At 51.5% G+C, this 19,781-nt stretch carries 16 protein-coding genes and 1 pseudogene; 3 read left to right on the top strand and 14 right to left on the bottom strand.

The window, feature by feature from the left end; translation table 11 throughout:
* Positions 1 to 6 precede the first annotated feature (6 nt).
* Positions 7 to 435: pseudogene (locus tag HBA55_RS22800) on the bottom strand (SDR family oxidoreductase); the annotation flags it as partial.
* Positions 368 to 1,213, bottom strand: coding sequence for a thiolase family protein (locus HBA55_RS22795; RefSeq protein ID WP_166996141.1), 846 nt, complete (start codon positions 1,211 to 1,213; stop codon positions 368 to 370). The gene HBA55_RS22795 and the pseudogene HBA55_RS22800, both read right to left, overlap by 68 nt.
* A gap of 176 nt (positions 1,214 to 1,389) precedes the next feature.
* Here HBA55_RS22795 and HBA55_RS22790 point away from each other — a divergent pair, with 176 nt between their 5' ends.
* Entirely contained in the window at positions 1,390 to 2,418 is a 1,029-nt protein-coding gene (locus HBA55_RS22790) for an AraC family transcriptional regulator (protein WP_166996140.1), read from the top strand.
* 220 nt (positions 2,419 to 2,638) lie between these two features.
* Here HBA55_RS22790 and HBA55_RS22785 read toward each other — a convergent pair whose 3' ends face one another.
* Genes HBA55_RS22785 through HBA55_RS22775 form a run of 3 tightly spaced genes read right to left on the bottom strand, consistent with a single transcriptional unit; the run spans position 2,639 to position 5,867 of the window.
* Positions 2,639 to 3,091, bottom strand: coding sequence for an SDR family NAD(P)-dependent oxidoreductase (locus HBA55_RS22785; protein WP_166996139.1), 453 nt, complete (start codon positions 3,089 to 3,091; stop codon positions 2,639 to 2,641).
* A gap of 14 nt (positions 3,092 to 3,105) precedes the next feature.
* Positions 3,106 to 4,281 (bottom strand): lipid-transfer protein, encoded by a 1,176-nt coding sequence (locus tag HBA55_RS22780; RefSeq protein ID WP_166996138.1) that lies wholly within the window; start codon positions 4,279 to 4,281, stop codon positions 3,106 to 3,108.
* Positions 4,282 to 4,322: 41 nt separating this feature from the next.
* Positions 4,323 to 5,867 carry a class I adenylate-forming enzyme family protein gene (locus HBA55_RS22775; protein ID WP_166996137.1) on the bottom strand — a complete coding sequence of 515 codons (1,545 nt, stop codon included), beginning with the start codon at positions 5,865 to 5,867 and terminating at the stop codon, positions 4,323 to 4,325.
* A gap of 201 nt (positions 5,868 to 6,068) precedes the next feature.
* Between HBA55_RS22775 and HBA55_RS22770 the strand changes: the two genes are divergently transcribed.
* Positions 6,069 to 7,118, top strand: coding sequence for a helix-turn-helix domain-containing protein (locus HBA55_RS22770; protein WP_166996136.1), 1,050 nt, complete (start codon positions 6,069 to 6,071; stop codon positions 7,116 to 7,118).
* A gap of 7 nt (positions 7,119 to 7,125) precedes the next feature.
* Here HBA55_RS22770 and HBA55_RS22765 read toward each other — a convergent pair whose 3' ends face one another.
* The 6 genes from HBA55_RS22765 to HBA55_RS22740 form a co-directional block, all read right to left on the bottom strand.
* Entirely contained in the window at positions 7,126 to 8,376 is a 1,251-nt protein-coding gene (locus HBA55_RS22765) for a spinster family MFS transporter (RefSeq protein ID WP_166996135.1), read from the bottom strand.
* 121 nt (positions 8,377 to 8,497) lie between these two features.
* Positions 8,498 to 9,511: an MBL fold metallo-hydrolase gene (locus tag HBA55_RS22760; protein ID WP_166996134.1), complete on the bottom strand. Its 1,014-nt coding sequence runs from the start codon at positions 9,509 to 9,511 to the stop codon at positions 8,498 to 8,500.
* Positions 9,512 to 9,514: 3 nt separating this feature from the next.
* Positions 9,515 to 10,360 carry a CPBP family intramembrane glutamic endopeptidase gene (locus tag HBA55_RS22755; protein WP_166996133.1) on the bottom strand — a complete coding sequence of 282 codons (846 nt, stop codon included), beginning with the start codon at positions 10,358 to 10,360 and terminating at the stop codon, positions 9,515 to 9,517.
* Between the two features lie 15 nt (positions 10,361 to 10,375).
* Positions 10,376 to 11,416 (bottom strand): alpha/beta hydrolase-fold protein, encoded by a 1,041-nt coding sequence (locus HBA55_RS22750; protein ID WP_166996132.1) that lies wholly within the window; start codon positions 11,414 to 11,416, stop codon positions 10,376 to 10,378.
* On the bottom strand, positions 11,413 to 13,038 hold the full coding sequence (locus HBA55_RS22745; RefSeq protein WP_166996131.1) for an amidohydrolase family protein: 1,626 nt from the start codon (positions 13,036 to 13,038) through the stop codon (positions 11,413 to 11,415). Before HBA55_RS22745 ends, HBA55_RS22750 begins: the two co-directional genes overlap by 4 nt.
* A 101-nt stretch (positions 13,039 to 13,139) precedes the next feature.
* Positions 13,140 to 15,272 (bottom strand): TonB-dependent receptor, encoded by a 2,133-nt coding sequence (locus tag HBA55_RS22740; RefSeq protein WP_166996130.1) that lies wholly within the window; start codon positions 15,270 to 15,272, stop codon positions 13,140 to 13,142.
* Between the two features lie 473 nt (positions 15,273 to 15,745).
* Here HBA55_RS22740 and HBA55_RS22735 point away from each other — a divergent pair, with 473 nt between their 5' ends.
* Positions 15,746 to 16,777: a helix-turn-helix transcriptional regulator gene (locus HBA55_RS22735; protein WP_166996129.1), complete on the top strand. Its 1,032-nt coding sequence runs from the start codon at positions 15,746 to 15,748 to the stop codon at positions 16,775 to 16,777.
* Between the two features lie 18 nt (positions 16,778 to 16,795).
* Here HBA55_RS22735 and HBA55_RS22730 read toward each other — a convergent pair whose 3' ends face one another.
* The 3 genes from HBA55_RS22730 to HBA55_RS22720 all read right to left on the bottom strand — a co-directional run bounded on the left by HBA55_RS22730 (position 16,796) and on the right by HBA55_RS22720 (position 19,737).
* Positions 16,796 to 17,530, bottom strand: coding sequence for a 3-keto-disaccharide hydrolase (locus HBA55_RS22730; protein ID WP_166996128.1), 735 nt, complete (start codon positions 17,528 to 17,530; stop codon positions 16,796 to 16,798).
* 469 nt (positions 17,531 to 17,999) lie between these two features.
* Positions 18,000 to 18,851 carry an alpha/beta hydrolase gene (locus tag HBA55_RS22725; protein WP_166996127.1) on the bottom strand — a complete coding sequence of 284 codons (852 nt, stop codon included), beginning with the start codon at positions 18,849 to 18,851 and terminating at the stop codon, positions 18,000 to 18,002.
* 70 nt (positions 18,852 to 18,921) lie between these two features.
* Positions 18,922 to 19,737, bottom strand: a complete 816-nt coding sequence (locus tag HBA55_RS22720; protein ID WP_166996126.1) for an alpha/beta fold hydrolase — start codon at positions 19,735 to 19,737, stop codon at positions 18,922 to 18,924.
* Between the last annotated feature and the right edge of the window lie 44 nt (positions 19,738 to 19,781).

Genomic DNA, 19,781 nt, shown 5'->3' with positions numbered 1-19,781 from the left:
CAAACCCTAGCGCGGCTGCATGCGAATCGCACCGTCCAGGCGAATGCACTCGCCATTCAGGTACTCATTCTCCGCCATCATCACAGACAGATGGGCAATTTCTTCCGGACGCCCCAATCGCTGGGGATTGACCACCATTTTACTCAGGGCTTGGATCACATTATCGGGCGCTGAATCAAACAGTGGCGTGTGGATCAAGCCGGGCACAATCGTATTAACACGGATACCGATGGGCGCCAGATCGCGAGCCATTGGCAGGGTCATGCCGACGATGCCGCCTTTCGAAGCACTGTAGGCGACCTGGCCGATCTGGCCCTCATAGGCAGCAACCGAGGCGGTATTGATAATAACACCGCGACCACCGTGCTCATTGGTGGGTTCGTTCTTTTCCATCTGTTCCGCAGCCAGTCGGGCAACGTTGAAGGTGCCGATCAGGTATGCCAGAAGAATTGCCGGGCGTATGAACGTGGTTGATTTTCTGCACCTGGGGGTATTTGGAAAGCAGCATATCGTCCATGCCCATGGCACCCAGAGACTCAAAGGAGGCTCTCAGGCCACCCAGCCCCTCCATGGTGGTATCGGGTTTGATAAAGTCGTCTTTCTCCAGGATGGTGAGACCATTGGCGTCTTTCACCGGCACCACGGACTTGTCGAAGTAACTATTGTCACGGGCAAATGCCGCCCGCTTCTGTGACTCCAGGGCAAAGGCGTCCACGTCCTCGCGGCTCCAGCCTTCCATCGTCGCAATCAGATCCGCGCCGATACCCTGGGGTACGGTACGCTGGTTCATGACAAACTCCGGGTCCCCCAACAGCGAACCACCCGCACTGCCCATAGGCACGCGGGACATGGACTCAACGCCACCGGCAACCATCAGCTGATTCCAGCCGGAAATCACGTTTTGTGCGGCAGAGTTAACGGCCTCCAGGCCCGAAGCACAGAAGCGGTCCATCTGCACGCCAGCGACGCTTTCGTCCCAACCGGCAAACTGCACAACCGCCTTGGCCATATCGGCCCCCTGTTCGCCCACCGGACCGGTACAGCCCAACATCACGTCATCTACATAGGAGGTATCCAGCTGATGGCGGCTCTGCAATTCCCGCAGCAACCCGGCCCCCAGCTCAATGGGTTTCACTTCATGTAAGGATCCGTCCTTCTTGCCCTTGCTGCGGGGCGTTCGGATCGCATCAAAGATATAAGCCTGGTTGGTCATGACTACCTCGTCTTTGTGGGCCACTGTAAGGCCGTTGTGGGGAAGCTGCGGGAACAATCCGCTGGAATTATATTGAGCCACGCCGGGAGGCTGGACAATGACGGCCGAAGAGGCAAAAATAAACAAAAAGTGACAATTTACAGACTGACTACCGTCAATCGAGAGAGAATCAGGCTTTGGAAAAGACACAACAGCTCAGTATCAGCGCCCGCATGACAGATCACTCCCTCGCGGGTGCACGGCGGGCGGGTCTGGATCTCGATCGACTGTTTCGAAAGTGTGGTATTCCCAAAGAGGCCCTCAAACAACCGGGTGTGAGAATACCGCTGGACAGGGCGATAAAACTGCAGAACCATTGCGCCGCCCTCATGCAGGACGAAATAAACGGATTATTCGAAAAGCCGGCTTATATCGGTACCCTGAGACTCATGGCACTCTGCGTTGTGCATACCCGTACCCTGGGCCGGGCCTTGCAGCGTTGTGCGGAGTTCTATAACCTGCCGCAAAACAGCTTGCGTTATCATTTCGTCGTCAATGATAACCAGGCCGAGTTTATTCTTGAGCGTATTCCAGGGCATCGGATTCTGGATAATTATGCACTAAGCTCGGCGATGACGGTGATCCATCGCTTTGTCGGCTGGCTCTGTAATGAGCGCATTATCCTCAACCAGGTCAATGTGGATTTTCCGGCTCCGGATTACCAAGAGGAGTTCAAGTACATGTACTACGGTGCGCCGGTGTTTTTCAATCAGGAACACTACAGCATTCGCTTTGATGCCAGCTACCTCGCTCGCAAAATCGTACAGAGTGAAGCCAGTGTGGAAAGCTATGTTCGACGGGCACCGCTGGACATCTATCTGTCCCTGGATGCCGGTGGTGCGGTTACCCTTCAGGTTCGGGAGTTGGTTCGAGAGGCGTTTTCGAAACAGAGCGAACCGCCTTCACTGGAACACATCGCCGCCGACATGGGATTTCACCTTCAGACTCTGAGGCGGCGCTTGAAGGATGAGGGGACCAGTTTTCAGACCATCAAGGCCCAGGTGAGGCGAGACATTGCCATTCATCACCTGGGGCATCTGGATTCCAGCATCGAGGAAATCGCCGCGTTTACCGGTTATACTGAGCCCAGTGCGTTTATAAGGGCCTTTAAGGCGTGGACGGGGTTTACGCCGTTGCAATTTCGTAAGGGGTTGGAGGCTGCGTAAGGGAAGCGACAAAAACCAAAACGCTAAACGAAGATCCAGCGTAAGCCGCTAGGGTTTCAGCAACCATTTGACTGTCTACAGTGCTGTAGACCCAGAGCAATAACGGCCAAGAAAGACATACAGTTTTTTGCACACGAATATATCTCTCTTAAGTCATCCTATTTACCATTGAAATATGACTCGAGTGTTTTAAGCGATCTTCGCTCCCGTGCCGGCTATGTCAATTTCGGCAGATCACTCGGCCATAGCCTCCCTCAACCATTTGTGGCCACGCGGCTTTGGTAACTTTATAGGCACCGTTAAGATGTACCTGCTGTACCAGGTCCCAGTCCTTATCGCTCATTCTGGCAAAGGATTTGTCACGAAGGATTCCAGCATTGTTAACTACGATATCAACACGACCCCAACGTTCCACCGCTTTGGCAACAATGGACTCACCGGATGTGACCGATTCATAGGCAGCAATCGCTTCACCCCCGGAGCTCACTATCTCTTCAACGACCTTGTCCGCCATCGATGAACCCGCTTCACCCTCTCCATTCGCGGAGCCGCCCAGGTCGTTCACCACAACCTTGGCGCCGCAAGCAGCAAGGTCCAAAGCATACTGCCTACCCAATCCTCCACCGGCACCCGTTACAATGGCAACACGTTCGTCAAATCTCAATCTGCTCATTGTATAAACGTCTCTTATTGGGCCTTGTAAAGGGTAACTACGGCGGCGCCTCCGAGCCCAAGGTTGTGTTGCAGCGCGATATTTGCGCCTTCAACCTGGCGCTTATCGGCACAGCCGCGCAGCTGTTGAACCAGCTCGTAACACTGTGCGAGCCCCGTGGCACCCAATGGATGCCCCTTTGACATCAGGCCACCTGAAGGATTAACAACATATCGTCCTCCGTAGGTGTTATCACCATTTTCGATCATTTCCGTGGCGCCGCCTTCACCGCACAGTTGTAACGCTTCGTAGGTAACCACTTCGTTAGGTGTAAAACAGTCGTGAAGCTCGACCACATCAATATCTTCCGGGCCAAGTCCCGCTTGCTCATAAACGGCAGCGGCCGCGCGCCTGGTCATATCCCGGCCGGCGAGATTCATGGGGTTATCAAACGTCTCTTGAGTGTCTGTCGTCATTGCTTGAGCAGCGATTTCCACACCTCCAGTAAGCCCATGTTTACGGGCAAATTCGGGACTGCACAGTATTGCTGCCGCGCCCCCGCAACTGGGAGGACAACACATCAGGCGGGTCATCCAGTCCATAAAGACCACTTGGGAGTTCAACACCTCTTCCAGGGTCAACGGCGTTGAGAAAAGCGAATAGGGGTTGTGAATGGCATGGTTGCGGGTCTTGACGGCGACCTTGGCAAAAATTTCAGGACCGGCATCGTATTTTTGCATATAGGCGTGACCGGCGCCGCCAAAGCTCGCCCCCGCCGGAAATGTCGTATCGTAACCCCAACCCTGCAGTTGAGGCAGAAAATTGGTAGACATCGGCGCTTCGCGATCATTCCACTTGCTCGTCAGCATACCTGGCTGCATTTCTTCAAAACCAAATGCCAGTACACACTCTGCCTCGCCGCTGGCGATGGCCTGACGGGCCAGGAACAGCGCCGAAGAACCGGTTGAGCAATTATTATTGACGTTAATCACCGGAATGCCTGTCATAAAAGCGTCGTAGAGCGCATGCTGTCCGGAGGTGGAATCTCCATACACATAGCCGGCATAAGCCTGCTCTATCAGCTTCGGATCAATGCCTGCATCTGATACCGCTGTTTGAATTGCCGTCGACCCCATCACGCGATAGGGCTCATTCTGGCCCGGCTTTTTGAATTTGGTCATTCCTACGCCGGCGACGAGAACTCCAGTCATCGTTTACTCCTGAGATTTGTTTATATCAAGCCGCTATCGGCTTATGAATGGTTTGCGAGGTAATCGGCTTTGAGCTCGGTCTTTAACACCTTGCCCAGAGTGTTGCGGGGCAGGTCGTGGCTGAGTACCACCACATCATTGATACGCTGTGTCTTGGACAGTCGTTCGTTGGCCCAGGATTTCATCGTCAGGGGATCAATCTGAATGCCCTTTTTGGCAACGATAAACGCGATTGGGGTTTCTCCCCATTTTTCGTGGGGGACTCCGGTAACGGCAACGTCCCTCACATCTTCATGGCGCTGAATTGTCGTTTCTATGTCGATGGGGAAGACATTGAGTCCACCGCTGATGATCATATCCTTGGAGCGTCCGCGCAGGGTCAAATATCCAGCTTCGTCAATTTCGCCGATGTCGCCGGTGCGTATAAACACCTGGCCTTCTTTATCCGTCCACACCAGTGCCTCGTTGTCTTGCGGGCGGTTCCAATAGCCACTCATCATGCCTTCAGAATAGCCGACGATCTCTCCAGTACCGCGGCAGGTAACATCTTCATCGTTTTCGTTGATCAGTCGAATCTCGCAGCCCGTCAATGGACGTCCTACCGAAGCCGGGCGCTCCCGCATCTCTTCTGGCGTAATGGCGGTTGCAATGCCTTCTGTCAGCCCCCACAGTTCGTAGAGTCCGCCATTGGTCAGACGCTGCATCTCTTTTTTCATTGGCGCCATCATCGGTGCGCCGGCGGTAATCGCGCATTCGAAACAGTCGAGTCCTGCTGACTCTATCTCTGGGTGCTCCAACAATACCGCACAGATAGCCGGCACCAGAAAACCGTAGGTTGGTCGGTGCCTGCGAACCACCTCCAGAAACCGGTCCGGGTCAAATTGCGACATGATAACCGTCGTTGCGCCAATCAACTTTGCCGGCAACCAACTCAACCAGGCTCCGTTGGAATGCGGCGGGATGATGGACAAGCATACTGAGTCCTGATGACAAGTCAGCAGAGCTAGCGCCAACTTGGCAAAGTTCTGTCTTGATTCATGGGTGTGGGCAATACCTTTGGGTGTTCCAGTGGTACCTGAGGAATATATGATCACTGCCAGGTCCTCTTTCTTGATATCCGGCTGTGTCGTCTTGGCCACTTCCTGATTACTCGATGGCAGTTCAAATGATGGGCCAGACAAAGGAATTGAGAGCGATTCCACTGCGTATTCCGCCAGGGTAAAGTAGTTTGAATCCGCGAACATATAGCGAGCCCCGGAGTCAATCAGCATGTTCTTAAGCACTTCTGCCGTTAGCAGTGGTGACAGGGGCACCACTGCCGCGCCTGCACGCCAGATCCCCAGGATCAATTCGTGAGCCCACAGGCTGTTTCCCACCAAAATCGCCACCCGGTCGCCCTTCTGAATACCGGCTGACATAAGAGCATGGGCAATCTTGTCACCCTCTTGATCATATTGCTTCCAGGTAACTTCACGATCCCCCTCGATAAAAGCTATCCCTTCTGGCTTGAACTTCCCATGGATGGCGACTTGTCTGGCCACGTGAACAAAAGGGAGCTCAAAATTGCTTTCGATTAATTGAGTCATGTCTGATGCCTTTAGAACGCCTGTTAGCTGGAAATTGAGCGATATGGGATTGAAACCCCACTACGGACATAGAGGATTTTACTGTTTTACAAACAGACGCCGATAATGAGATGATCACTTTCACTATTTAGATCCGCACACATACATTTAGTCAGACCGGGTACTTTGTACACCCGTTGGCCATTTATCACTGCAATCCAGATGGAAGTAGATCTCATGGGTAAGCGAGGCAATAATAAGAAGAATATGGAGCAACTGGTGTCGACGTTGCCCGCCGTTTCTGGAGGGGACAGCTTCTACTGTCTGAGTGATGGACTGCTGGAAGCCAGGCCTGAAAACTTCGACAGCATTAATGAAAGCTCTGAAGTTCTTATTGATGACAGTGAGCGTGGATTAAAAGAACTTTCAGCGGGAATTGTCATTTCCTATATCAACAGCAATCACTCAAAAGCCATTACGTTTGGCGGCCGATCTACCGGTAATATTATTGCCATCCGATTGATGTTCAAGGGAGCCTTGAATCAGATTTACGACGATCAGTGCATAGCAGGCGTAAAAGCGCCCCTCTGCAGCTTCCAACTGGTCAAGCCGGGGGAGATGTTTACGGTCAGCTATGGCGGTGAGCCGGAAATGGAACTTATCGCGATGTATATTTCGATCGAGAGGCTGATGGATTTATTAGCGGCCAGGATCGATCAACTTCCCGGACGGATACAAGCTTTTCGAGACTCTACGTTGCCTCACGACCATGGGCACTTTGTTGCTTCAGACAAAACGATTTCTATAGCCCATGATCTATTGATGAATATCTCCCAAAACCTGTTTTCCGACATCCTTGTGCAGTCGAAAGGCCTGGAGCTGCTCTATTTGCTGTTCGAAGACTGGTTCAATTCCGAAAAACCCGAGGCGACGCCGAAAAACAGATTCAGGTTGTCGGACCAGGATATAGACAGCATTGAGAGTCTCTATCGGCACGTATGCGATTCCTTTTGCCAGCCACAGACTATCGATGAACTCGCCAAAACCGCCAATATCAATCGTAACAAGCTTCACTACGGTTTCAAGCTGCTTTATGGCACCACTGTCAATCAACTGCAAACAAAACTCAGGATGAACTGGGCCAGGGAACAAATTTCGCTTGGCAAACTCAGCGTGTCAGAAATATCCGATAAACTGAATTACCTGGAGGTTAACTCGTTTAGCGCCGCGTATCGGCGCTACTTTGGTTCGGCACCGACCAAAGACAGATAGCCTGGCGTTATTGGTTTAGTGAAATTTGATACCGTGTAGTGCTTACTTCACAAACGAGACTACGACCTGCGATCAAAAAGCAATATCCTCCGAACCCACCACCAAACACCAGGGCGGCCATCATGGCGTAACTCAAGGAATCTACCCCCTCGGCGGAGGTCATTGCATCGCTCAGAATGCCTACTGACGCGGGTCCCATCCCCATGCCAATGATATTGATTAGAAAAAACAGAACAGCCGTCGCCTGGGCCCTTCTCTCCGGGCCCACCAATTCATGACTGAGTGCAATGATGGGTGCCAGCCACGTGGCAAACAGCAAAACCGTTAAGCCATTGAGCGCGATCGCCAGATTTTCGTTATTTGTCGTCAGTATAACCATCCCGACCGGAATCGTACCCAGCATGGCAATCGCCGGCAGCCAGATATACCAGCGTTTGTCGCTGGTTTTCAGCTTATCGACCAGTACTCCACCTCCAAAAGTACCCAGCAGACCACCAACGCCAGCAGTCAGCCCCATCCATAACCCTACCTCAGCTGTTGATACCTCAAAACTTCGAAGCAGGTAGGATGGCATCCAATTGCCAATCCCATAGCTTGAAAAGCACGACAAGCCGCCGGCGATGGCGATATAGCGGAATGCAGTGATATTCCACAGCATTCGCAATGTCTCAATGAATGGCTCCTGTTTTTTACCTGTATCCTGAATTTCTCCATTTGGTCTATATCTGGCGGGCTCTTCAACCGTGTACATGAGCAATGCGGCCAGCAGTACTCCCGGAAGACCAATAACGATAAACGCCGTGCGCCAACCATAGGTGTCACCCAGCCAGCCTCCAAATACGTAACCGGCAATCAGTCCCGCATAGATTCCCGAAGAATAGATGGACATCGCTGTGGCACGATTCTTCTCTGAATATAAGTCGGAAATCATCGAGAGGGCCGGAGGTCCACCCCCGGCTTCACCCACCGCAACCCCCATGCGCGCCAGCAACATTTGTATAAAGCTGTAACTGAGTCCACATATCGCCGTCATCAGGCTCCATATACCTAACGACAAGGCAACAATGTTGCGACGATTGCCGCGGTCTGCCATTCGTGCGATTGGAATACCAAAGGAGACGTACAGCAGGGCAAACGCAAAGCCTGACATCATACCCAGTTGAGTATCCGAAAATCCAAGATCCTGCTTGATTGACTCCTGTAATATCACCAGCAGCTGGCGGTCCACAAAGTTGAACATGTAAACCAGGAAGAGCATAAAAAGAACATAATGCTTGTACCCCGACTTATCATAGTTTGAATGGGTCGATGTAAATTGTTTTGACATATTACCTGAATAAGTTCCCTGATTCTGTTCGCAGGCCTGGAGTATTGCTTGGCTACCAAAGTTTCACTGGATCAAAACGAGGCAGAGTTATGAATTCTACATCGGCCTCTTTTGTCTTAAGGAACTGCAACAACTTTTTGTCAGCCTGCAGCAAGAAATCTTGCTCAAAAAGGTAGCGAAAGAACAGAGTTTGTCCTTCAAAAGGTTCGTTCAATGAGCATACAAGGCAGTCCCAGTGAATGGGAATAACGCGCTTGGCACCAACGGTCTCAACACTCTCATGCCAGTACTGTTCCCGGTATTCTTGCGTTTGTCCACCCAAGCCACCGATACCCAAAAAAACAGTGTCCGCCTTGTAATCATCGAGCCCACCCTCTATATAGCCGGCACTCCCGATAATCAACCAGCTGCCCCGAGGATGACTCACGTGCAGAGCCCAGGAACCTCCCTCTTTATACGCGGCCAGATTCGTGGGCGAGCCCACCGGTTCATCAATGGTCTCAACCGTGTTACCAGTAACGGATCCTGGGAATTCATAGTGTTTGGATAATATCGGGGTAATGGTAAATTTCCCCAATGGAATTTCTTCACGACTGTTCATCACTTTGATGCGAAATTCGGGCAAACCCCAACCACGACCCAGATTAGCCGTGGAATGGGTTCCCATCAGCAACGCATCTGTTCTCTCCGCAACTGCGGCCGAGTCCATAGCGTGATCAAAGTGTGAATGCAAGGGGATCACCGCCTCCATACTGTCGACATTGTTGGCCTTCAGACCAGCTTCTATGGCCGCCAGATCCGGCTCGAAATCACCCAGCAGTTGCAGCCAGCTTAAACGGGTAAACCAGCCATCCGTCATCCAGCGGGTTTCTCCATCGTCGAATAGAAGGGTCGATGTGCCGGTAAATCGTACCGTAACAGCTTCTTTGTCACCGCCGTAGTTGGCTGCCTGAATTTGCCAATTGGGATCCAGAGCTGGATCGGTGGTTGTGGTGGTCACCAGCCAGAACGCAACAGCGAATACCACTGCAATGCCAACCAGGATACTAACCAGTCGGTATATCATATTTCATCCCAATGCTTGCGAGGTAACCTGGAATCCTTCGGGTTTGGAGATAAACATGTTTCTATTCAATACAACAATCACCGCCGCAACCACCATGAGGACCATGACCCAGACTCCGAAGTTAAACTCCTCATTCAGCAGTCGTAAGGAAGCGTTATTGGCGCCGTGCATCACCATTGCAATCAGGATGGCTGCCTGTGTATGGTTTGCCAGCCACGTAAATATCAACGCCAGTGCCAGCGTCATCAATGTACTGCCTGCGAGCATAATGATTATGGCTTCGGTACTGCCATCACCGCCAAATGCCCGACCGTACCAAACCGGATAGTGCCAGACTCCCCACAAGAATCCCAAAAGAAGGGAAGCTTTTAAAGGCGTAAAGTGAGCCTGAAGGGCTGGCAGCGCATAACCTCGCCAACCCAGCTCTTCTCCGATCATGATTACACCGATAAACATGAAGTTCTGAATAAAGATGAAAATAAGTTCACCGATATTGGTAGTAATCAGCTTGCCCTGTAGCATTGCGGGGATAACGACCATTGCAATCGGCAACAACAACGCAACTGCCCACCAACGATAACCCACCTTCCAGACCAGCAGTCTCTTCAAGATCGTGGACAGTCCCTGTTTGCCACGGAAACAAAGAGCGGTGACCAGTGCCGACAGCATGGGTATCCAGATGATGATCAGCGCTTTTTCTTTGTACCACGACGCCGCTATCTGGTCACCCACGCCCTGTTCTATCATGGGACCGGACAGGAACACAGCCGCAGTAGATACGCTGAACGTGAGCAGGAAAAAGACGATCAGCTCCCGTTTTGTAACCTGGCTGTCTTGGACAATGTTCATGTATGACGTAACCCTCTAATTTGCTTTCCAGATCCAACGAAATGCGTCGGCCAATATTGCGGCCGCGTGTTGTGTGTCATGGCCGCCATCACCGAAGACGAAACGATAGTCATAACCGGCATAAGCAAGCGCGGAGGCCATGCTTTGATTGGCCAGCGCCCAGTCCCCAAACTCCAGCTGAAAATCATAGAGTCCGCTTTGCATAAATACCCGTATGGGTTTGGTGGGGTGTCTTCGCACGTTCATGGGGACGTTATGCCCCCCGTGAATATCAGTATAGCTGCCGATAAATGAGACCACATTGCCAAACGCATCTGGCCGTTGCCAGGCGACATTCCAGGCGGCCATTGCCCCGGAACTGGCTCCACCTATGGCACGCATCCGGGGATCATCGCTGATATTGTACGAGCGGCGTACCTCGGGGAGAATCTCCTCCAATAGCAAACGCGCGTAGTGGTCATTCTGCTTATCGTATTCTATCTGGCGCTGGCTGCTGCGAATGGTTGTCGCTTGCACATTACCTTGAGGTCGACCGGGTTCAACGAAGACCGCAATGGTAACCGGCATTTCACCCTTGTGGATAAGATTTTCCATCACGGCGAGCGTTGGCATATTGGTTTCATTCAAAAATCGATCGCCATCCTGAAACACCATCAGGGCCGCAGGCTCGTCGGATCGATATTGAGCGGGTACGTATACCCAGTAATTTCTATGTGTATTTGGGAATATACCGCTTGTATTCCATTCGTATTGTTTGACCGTGCCTTTTGGAACATCCTTCCCCCGGCTGGACTCCGGCCCCCATCGATAATCGCCATTGCGATTATCGACGATCAGATTAATCAAATAGCGTTTACGGGCTTGCTTGCTGATCTCGAGTCTCCGCGCTGGGTCCTTCAGCGTGGAAATTGGCGTAACGCAGTCGGAAGCTGTATTTAGGGGACTGTCCTCTCGACAGGCAAGATGCTCTCCTGCTGCCAGTTGGGATGTATTCGACAGCATTACCAGCACGGCTGCCCATAGCAGAGCCCGTTGCACAATAGCGGTGTATATCACTGCTTGGCTTCCTTAACTTTCTGCTCGAAGACCAGCTCGCGGACATCCTCCAGCATTTTTTTGGCGTCGTACACGATTCCATCCTTGATGGTGTATAGAATCCCCTTGCTGGTTACCATTTTGCCCTGGTCGCTATCAAGCATCTGGTGGCCGGTGCCGTATAGCACCTTAAAGTTTGCGATTGGGTTTTCATTGACAATAACGATGTCCGCCTTCTTACCCACCTGAATACTGCCTACTTGGTCGTCCATTCCAAGCAGTTCAGCTCCATTAATGGTGGCCGACTTCAGCACTTCCAAGGGGTGAAAACCCGCTTCCTGCAGCAACTCCAGTTCACGAATATAGCCAAAGCCATAGATTTTCCAGATAAATCCGGAATCGGATCCCACGGTTACCCTACCCCCCTTATTCTTATAGTCGTTGATAAATGTCATCCAGCGCCGGTAGTTCTTTTTCCAGGCTATTTCATCGGCGGTCGTCCAATTAAAGAAATAAGAACCATGGGTATGGGGATCGGCTTGAAACGAACGGGCAATATAGGGCATTGTGTATTCGTCGTGCCATACCGCGCGCTGTTCTCGCATCAGATCCCGATTGGCTTCATAGATTGTGAACGTGGGATCAATGGTAAAGTCGAGACCGATAAGTTCATCAATTGTGGCGTTCCACTTCTCGGATCCGGGAGCCGCCGCCTGTAACCACAAGCGCCCCGCCTGACCGAAGCGATCTTGCTCATTGTTAAAGTTATAATCGTAGGGATAATCCTGAATGATTCGATCTTCAAACATGGCCTCCGGTAAACCGTACCAGTGCTCCATGCTGTCCAGCCCCATACGGGCGGTGTCGAGCACATTCAAGCGGGTTACCGTAACCTGGGAATGGTGCTGAGTCGTTTTCATCCCCAGCTTTTTGGCCTCTTTGATCGCAGCTTCCACTACTTTAGGGGCCGCCCCGAGAAGCTTGATGCCGTCTGCTCCCCTTTTCTTAACCGCGCGAACCCATTTCCTCGCCGCTTTTTCCGTCGCCGTTTGTTCGGGGAAAAGTGCAAACACAACCATTCTGGGAGCGGTAATCTCATTATTGGCACTGCGTCGTTTATTCTCCAGCGTCCACGACAATCCCAGAAGAGCGCCGACATCTCTCACCGTCGTTACCCCGTGGGCGAGCCACAATTTGTTAACATACTCAGCATCGGTCAAAGAACCTGAAAATGCGTGGTAGGGAGAGCCAAGATGGGCGTGGGCATCGATCATGCCAGGTATGGCATACTGACCGCTGGCGTCAATCACCTTGATTCCGGCTGAGTTCTGTTTTTTGTCAGAAACTATCGTACCAACACCAGTGCCCTCAATCGCCGTGATCCGGTCGTTTTCAATCACAATGTTAACGGGCCCCTGATTGGGAGCACCCGTGCCATCGATCAGAAAGACATTCTTGATAATCAGTTTGTCAAACGGACCTTCGCTTTCCGCCCCCCTGGCGGGACTCTTTTTAGCCGGCGGGAAAGACTCGGGGACCTTGCTGATAATTTCCTCACCGGGTTCAACCTGAGCAGACACGGCACCATGGCTGACGACTATTGCCGATAGGAATAGACTATAGATAAGATTGGAATACTTCACGCTGAATCCTGAATTATGCAGCACCGACAGGAGCTGTCCACCAAGAACAGCTCCTGTCAGGCTAAAAGGAGTTAGGTCCGAACCAAAACAACGAGGCTTTATCAGTAGTCGTAACGCAAGCGGATGCCTACATTTCGTGGCTTGGCACGGACACCAATTGCCTGAGTAACACCCAACGACCGCAACACATCCTCGGCAATATAGGCATTCCAGTAGCCTTCATCGGTCAGGTTCTCGGCGAACACACCGACCGAGAATGAGCCAATGGAATAATCAGCGGATAAATTCACCAGTACATAGTCATCGAGTTGAGGGGATGTCGTAAAATCCGGTGCGACCGAACCGAACCCAAAGGTTTCATCCGTATAATAGACGCCGACTGAAGACCTGAGAGTACCTTTACCCAGAGACAAGTCATAGTGGGTGTAGAGATGTCCAGACCACTCTGGCTGCAGAGGAAGGCTGCCATCGTAGGAATCCAGACCGTTATTCGGATCATCAACGACGTCGACACTGACATAGCTGATACCCGCATTCAGTGCCCACTCCGGGGTAATGGCGGCATTGAACTCGGCCTCGAACCCAGTGTTTTCAACCGCGCCGAGGTTTTGGTTAACCACAATCAGCGCAGAGGTTTCTTCGTCGGGTACCAGCTCATTGAGAATCAGGCCGTCCTGCTCAACATGATAGACGGCCGCATTAAGGGTAACTCTGCCATCGGCCAATGTAGACTTGAACCCCAGCTCGTAGCTCTTCGCCTCGTCTCCATCCCAGGTTTCGAATCCAGCCGGAGCATCGCCATTGTTAAAGCCGCCGGCGCGCACGCCTTCGGAATAGGTGGCGTACATCATTAACTCATCAGACCAGGCCTTGGACAAGGAAATCATCGGGGTTACCGGGTCTTCTTCCAGGTCCACACTGATGGCATTTGATCGGTCAAGTACAACGCTTGACTCCGCCAGTACTCCTGTTTGTTCGAACCGATCAAATCGCAGGCCCACGGCGAGCTCCCAGCTGGGGCTGAATTCCCAATAGGCATTGCCGTAAACGGAGACGGTTTCATCGTCCACATCGCGGGTACCAAATGTGCTGAATCCCGCGGATGGGACGATATTCTCAGAAATTTCATCGCTGTTTTGTCGGCTGTAGAAACCGGCATACATAACACGTAATGTGTCTGAGAATTGGGTCTCAAATCGTATCTCCGCCTGGGTAAAGTCTTCGTCCAGAGACACCCTGCCACGGACGATATCAGTGGGCAGAAAATCCCTGTCTGCATTCCCCACTTGCTCTCTGCTGTCGTAGCCAAGGGTCAATGTCAGATCCGTACTGTCGCTGAGCGAGTGCGTCAATGTACCATTCATGCGAAATATTTCAGTCTCCGCAGATGTCTGAAACGACAGAATGGAGTCACCGTCAAAATCATCAGCGTCCACATTGTTACCCGGTACCGGTGTATAGGCTACGCCGGGGCCTCTGTAATCCCCGTAACTCGCGGACAGGCGGAATTCCCCCTGGTCGCTGTAGATCCAGCGCAGAGCACCCTTAATCGCATCTGATTCGCGGGCATCCCAGTTACTGCCCACTGTTTTGTGTTGGTAAAATCCATCCGATTCACTGGTGGAGGCGGCCAGTGAGCCGTACAGGGTATCTGCGATGATAGGACCCGCCACTCTCGCAGAAATCTTGTGAGCCTCATCTTCTTCTGTCCAGGAACCGGATATGCTGGCTTCCAGCTCGTCGCCGGGCAGTTTACTGATGACGTTTATCGCACCACCCAAGGTGTTTTTACCAAACAGGGTTCCCTGGGGACCACGGACCACTTCAACCTGGGCGGTATCCAGGAAACTGTCGTTAATTGAGGAGGTGTAAGGCACGTAGATGCCATCCATAAACAGACCCACGCCTGGCTGAATGGTCGTTTGCAGCGTCACCCCGACACCGCGAATTTGTACAAAAGCACGCTGATCGCCGTCGGAATTGATTCTCAGGCCCGGGACGATATTCTGCACATCAGCAACACTGCTGAGATTTCCGGTTTCCAGGACATTCGCGCCAATCGCGGAAACCGCCGCCGGTACATCCTGCAGGGATTCCTCGATCTTTCGAGCCGTGACCACTATTTCTTCCAAGCGGAAGTCCTCAGCACCGCCCTCAGCGGCCATGGTGGCACTTATATTGCCCGCAACAGCCATCATGACAGCCACAGCTAACGATTTTTGTGTGTTCATCATCAGTTCTCCTTCGAAGGCGGGATTACAGGGGTTTTTACACCTTGGGATTACCCCGCAAACTTGTATTATATCTTGATTGTATATATGCTATATTTGTTTCATTATGCGTCAAAAGCCGGGCCCTAGCGATACTCGCGAGAGCCTGACAATGGACGGATTTCTGTGAGGTCATCAGATCATCGCCGTTCTATATAAATGCTTTCTGAGTATAGTTTCGGCCCTCACAACAGTTCCTGCTTTGGGAGACCCGATATTGAGATTTTTGGCATCAATACAGCACACCTTCTTCTCATCGGATCGAGGTTCCATTGTATGGCGCCGCATAGATTCAACTTGTGCAGATTCGCCGAGAGTTTTTACCACTTGTCGTCATTTAATTCCCTGGCCTCAACGGCCCTGAACAGATACCAATAATAGCCCTGAGCAAATATAACCAAGCGCTATAAGAACAGCTTAATTGAGAGGTGAAAGTGATGATTGATATACGTACATCCGGGATTGACGTTTGCTCGCCAAAGAACGTTGTCGCTCAGAGTGCTGCGTCTCAGATTCAGGCCTACCCCCGCTGGGCGGAGACAACACCAGGCCCTATTCCTCTCAGTGCACTATTCTCAGAAACGAAGACGTATCTGTCGGGTAAACTGGACATATGGCAGCCGTACGAGGAATGCCTGGTCAGTATCAGAGACCAACAGACCTTGAAGAACCACTCAGTGTCGACGCCCATAGAGGGTTTTGTTGGTCTTGAATTCATTTTGGAGGGTGGCTATGAACAATGGTACGGAGACCACCGTATCCTCAATGCACAAAATGCCCGCATCACCCTTTCCAGCTATTCCCAAAATGGCTTTCAGACAAAAATACTGCGCGCAGGAGAACAGGTTAAGTCCGTAGCGCTTTGGATACCCGCCTCTTGTCTGATTAAGGAATATGGTTTGGAAATCGACCGTGTTCCCGGCAGCATACAGCCCATCGTTGCCGTGGAAGAAACGACCGCGGCTACTTTTCCCATGAGCAGCACCATCAAACGGATCACATCCGAAATGCTGCACCATCCCTTTTCCGGACAGATGGCCAATAAGTATCTGCGAGCAAAATTTGATGAACTGCTCTGTCAAACCGTTGTCAACCTCTATGACCTGGAAAACGCCTACCTGCAGGACAACAACCTTAGCAAGAGAAAATCTGCGGCCATGGCCAAGGTCATTGAGCATCTGAACTTGCACTACTGCGACCCCTTATCCATTGAACAACTGGCGGAAGCGGTTGGAATATGTCGCAGCAACCTGTCGTCGATGTTCAAGAGCACCTATGGTGTGGGCATTTCGGAATACCTGCTGACACAGCGGATGGAAAAAGCCAGGGAGTTGATCAGACAGGGCAAGATGAACATGCTGGAGGTTGCCCTGGCCGTTGGCTATAACGCACAGTCGAGTTTTACCCGTGCCTATAAAAAGTTTTATCAACAATCCCCAACGGCTGATCGAAAAATCTGTTATTCCTGAGTGATCTGAACACAATGTCTAGAATCGTTTAAGCCTAATGTCTCGGTATTCGGCCTTCATGGGCGGACCTACATGTACCTGGATACCGATATCGCCCTCGTCGTGTCGGCTGTCAACGTCGTCATCAATCACGATAGACACCACATGATTATTGACAATGTGAATCAAAATATTGCCCCGGGCGATGATTCGCAACTCATTCCAGTCACTGTTTACCAGAGAATTCACCAGCTCTTGATCTCCGAGAAGAGCCTCCACGCGGCTGCTGCCACCGGCACCCACTCGAGCTACCTCACCGGGGAGTGCCAGGATATGACGCCCCAGTTCGTCATAATTCTGACCGGTTACCCTCAACCCCGAAGGAGGATCCATCAGACTGCCCGGATTCTGCCAATCTGGAATTTTTTTCCCGGTCGCTCGTAACCAACCCGTAAACGGAGCACTCCACTGCGGGCCGTCGATGTCAAACTGGTAACCTCGCATTGTCCACTTGGGTTCGTAGAGCGATTGACTGCGGTAATTCACGCCGCCATTCCCCTGGGGAGAAATGCGATATTTTAGCCTCAGCTCAAAATCGCGAACGGGTCCCCCTCGGAAGATAAGGAAGCTGTTGTAATCCTTTAGCAACGTCGCCTCTGTGACCTCTCCAACAATGGCTCCGTCTTCTACGCGCCAATAGGTTGTGTCACCCTCCCACCCTTGAAGCGACTTGCCGTCGAATAGCGCCGTGAAGCCACTTTCCTCCGCCGACATTGGCAGCGGATACCGGTGTTGCCAGGAAACACACGACTCCCGCCAGACGCGCGAAAGACCAACTGAGTATTTGCAACATTGTCTTAATTTTCTCCCTCGAACGTTTTCGGCCTTGCATCTGGCCCCACCAGATTGCATCGTAAGTTGTATTACAGGTTTTAATCAACTAATTATATTATTTCGGGCTACCAGTCCTACCTATAGCCATTATGTAAGCTGGGGTTCCAGGTAATACTCTATGAACGCGAAAATGCTCTTTCATGTCGCTATCAAGACAATTGACCGGTTGCCCGATCCCAGCAGAAGTTCCACTTCTACATTCGGTGCCAGGTATGCTGACCTCTGTTCTTCGTTTCAGAATAGTGAAGACTCACCATTTGCTTCTAACATATTTGTGGTTACCGATTGTTGATACGTTTTTGCGAACCGGGCGCAAAGCCAACACTGCTCATGTTCGATTTGCCGTCAGTTATTGAAGCTTGTGTATGACCTGAAAATGAGTGAGAGAAAATATGGCAGAATTCGATAGAAAAGACAGTCTGAGCAAAGGTCCAAATATCTGATATTGACACTTTTTTTCTGAAACAGGCGAAGAGTTGGGTATTTCAATTGGGGTATTCGGGAGAATCTGTGAATTGTTCCGGTTCAGGCTTTGGCGGAGAGGTGCCATAGCCGGCATTTCGGCAAAAGCGGCTTCCCGCTCGGGCAGTCTCCGTTCCAGCACGTCGATGCCGTAAGAGCCCACAATAAATTTGCTGAAGGGAGTCTGTTTTCTCAACAGCGTGTCGACCGCGAAATCGCCACCCGACGAATGTCCGGCCAGACCAATCTCTTTCGGATCAATCCGATAGTCGGCTTTGAGTTGCTCCAGCAGTTGATCACTGAGAAAGCTGTGGAACTGGTCAGTACCGCCGAAACCTTCCTCAAACTTCAGTCCACCGGCCTCGATCATGGTTTCAATCAACTTCCAGAAGGAGAACTCCTTGCCCGGTGGTACTCTCATGGACGCCTCTGAGGGCACCTCGGCCGAGTAATCGATATTGCGCTGAATAGCGTGTACTCCCGGAGGCGCGGTAGAAACGCCGACGACAATCACCGGTTTAGACTCGCCGATGGACGACTGCAGGGCAACCGTCTCCAGAGCAGAGCCTATAAAGAACTCCCCATCCAGGACAACTACCATGGGGTAAAGGTCCTCGCTTTGCTCGTAACCTGGTGGTGTCGCAATCCAGACATTGTAATCAATGCCGTTGCTGTCGGCCTTGATAAGCCGATGAGAAAGATTCTTGAAAAGGCCTGGCAGCGTCGTTGTATCACTCATCATTGGTTTCCTGTCGACATGATTTGATATTTAACAAATCACTGGATTCAACCCGTAAAAATAATTCAGCTCAGGCAATAAATTCCAGAATATCCTCCGCCGAGCGCGGATCCATGGCGGCATCCAGATGCCCTTTGCCCTGGTACATTTTTAACTGGCATCCAGGGATCAGTTCGGCGGTCTCTAGAGTCAGCGCTTCACTGAACCAATAATCCTTATCGCCGGAAATCATTAGCACCGGTATGGAAATTTTCGGTAGCGCCTCACGGGTATCAAAGGTTACCTCGGCCTCAGCTTCCACCACCACATCGTTGGCGTAATACTCATGCTTGCCACTGCCACCCATCATCCACATCATGGTACCCGCGAAAAATTTCGCCAGTGCCGGCAGCATATTCGGGAACAAACCCTCGGCGTATAAAGCCCCCGCCTTGAAGCTCTTGCCCTCAGCCATGGCCTTACCGAAAGCCACATCGACACTTTTGATGGGCTCGTTAATTTGACAGGCAGCTACATGCAGCACCATTTTCTTGGTGCACTCTGGATGGTTTGCCGCAATAAACTGCCCAACCATACCGCCGTAGGAGCTGCCAACAACCAGATCTACCTGACCGCCCAATTCGGTTGCAATAACCTCGGCATAATCTTTGGCCATTTGCTCGATCGAATACCCCTGGGGCATATTGCGCTTGCGGGCAATACAAATCACTTTATAGCCCGCCGCCATCAATTCGCGATAGGGTTTAAACAAGGCTTTGGCACCCATCCCCTCACCGGGGTGCGGGTTACCCGGCCCACCTGGGATCATCACCGCCACCTTGTCGCCATCGCCCATGGCTGCCCAGGCCATGCTGTTGCTGTAGATACCTTTGGCTAGTGTCGACATATTTTTATCTTCTCCATATCCTGTTAACTGATGACAATCAGGGC

It is taken from the genome of Pseudomaricurvus alkylphenolicus (assembly GCF_011683955.1).
Lineage (GTDB): Bacteria > Pseudomonadota > Gammaproteobacteria > Pseudomonadales > Cellvibrionaceae > Pseudomaricurvus > Pseudomaricurvus alkylphenolicus.
Note: the sequence above shows the minus strand (reverse complement) of the source record. Positions and strands in the feature narration are given on the sequence as shown.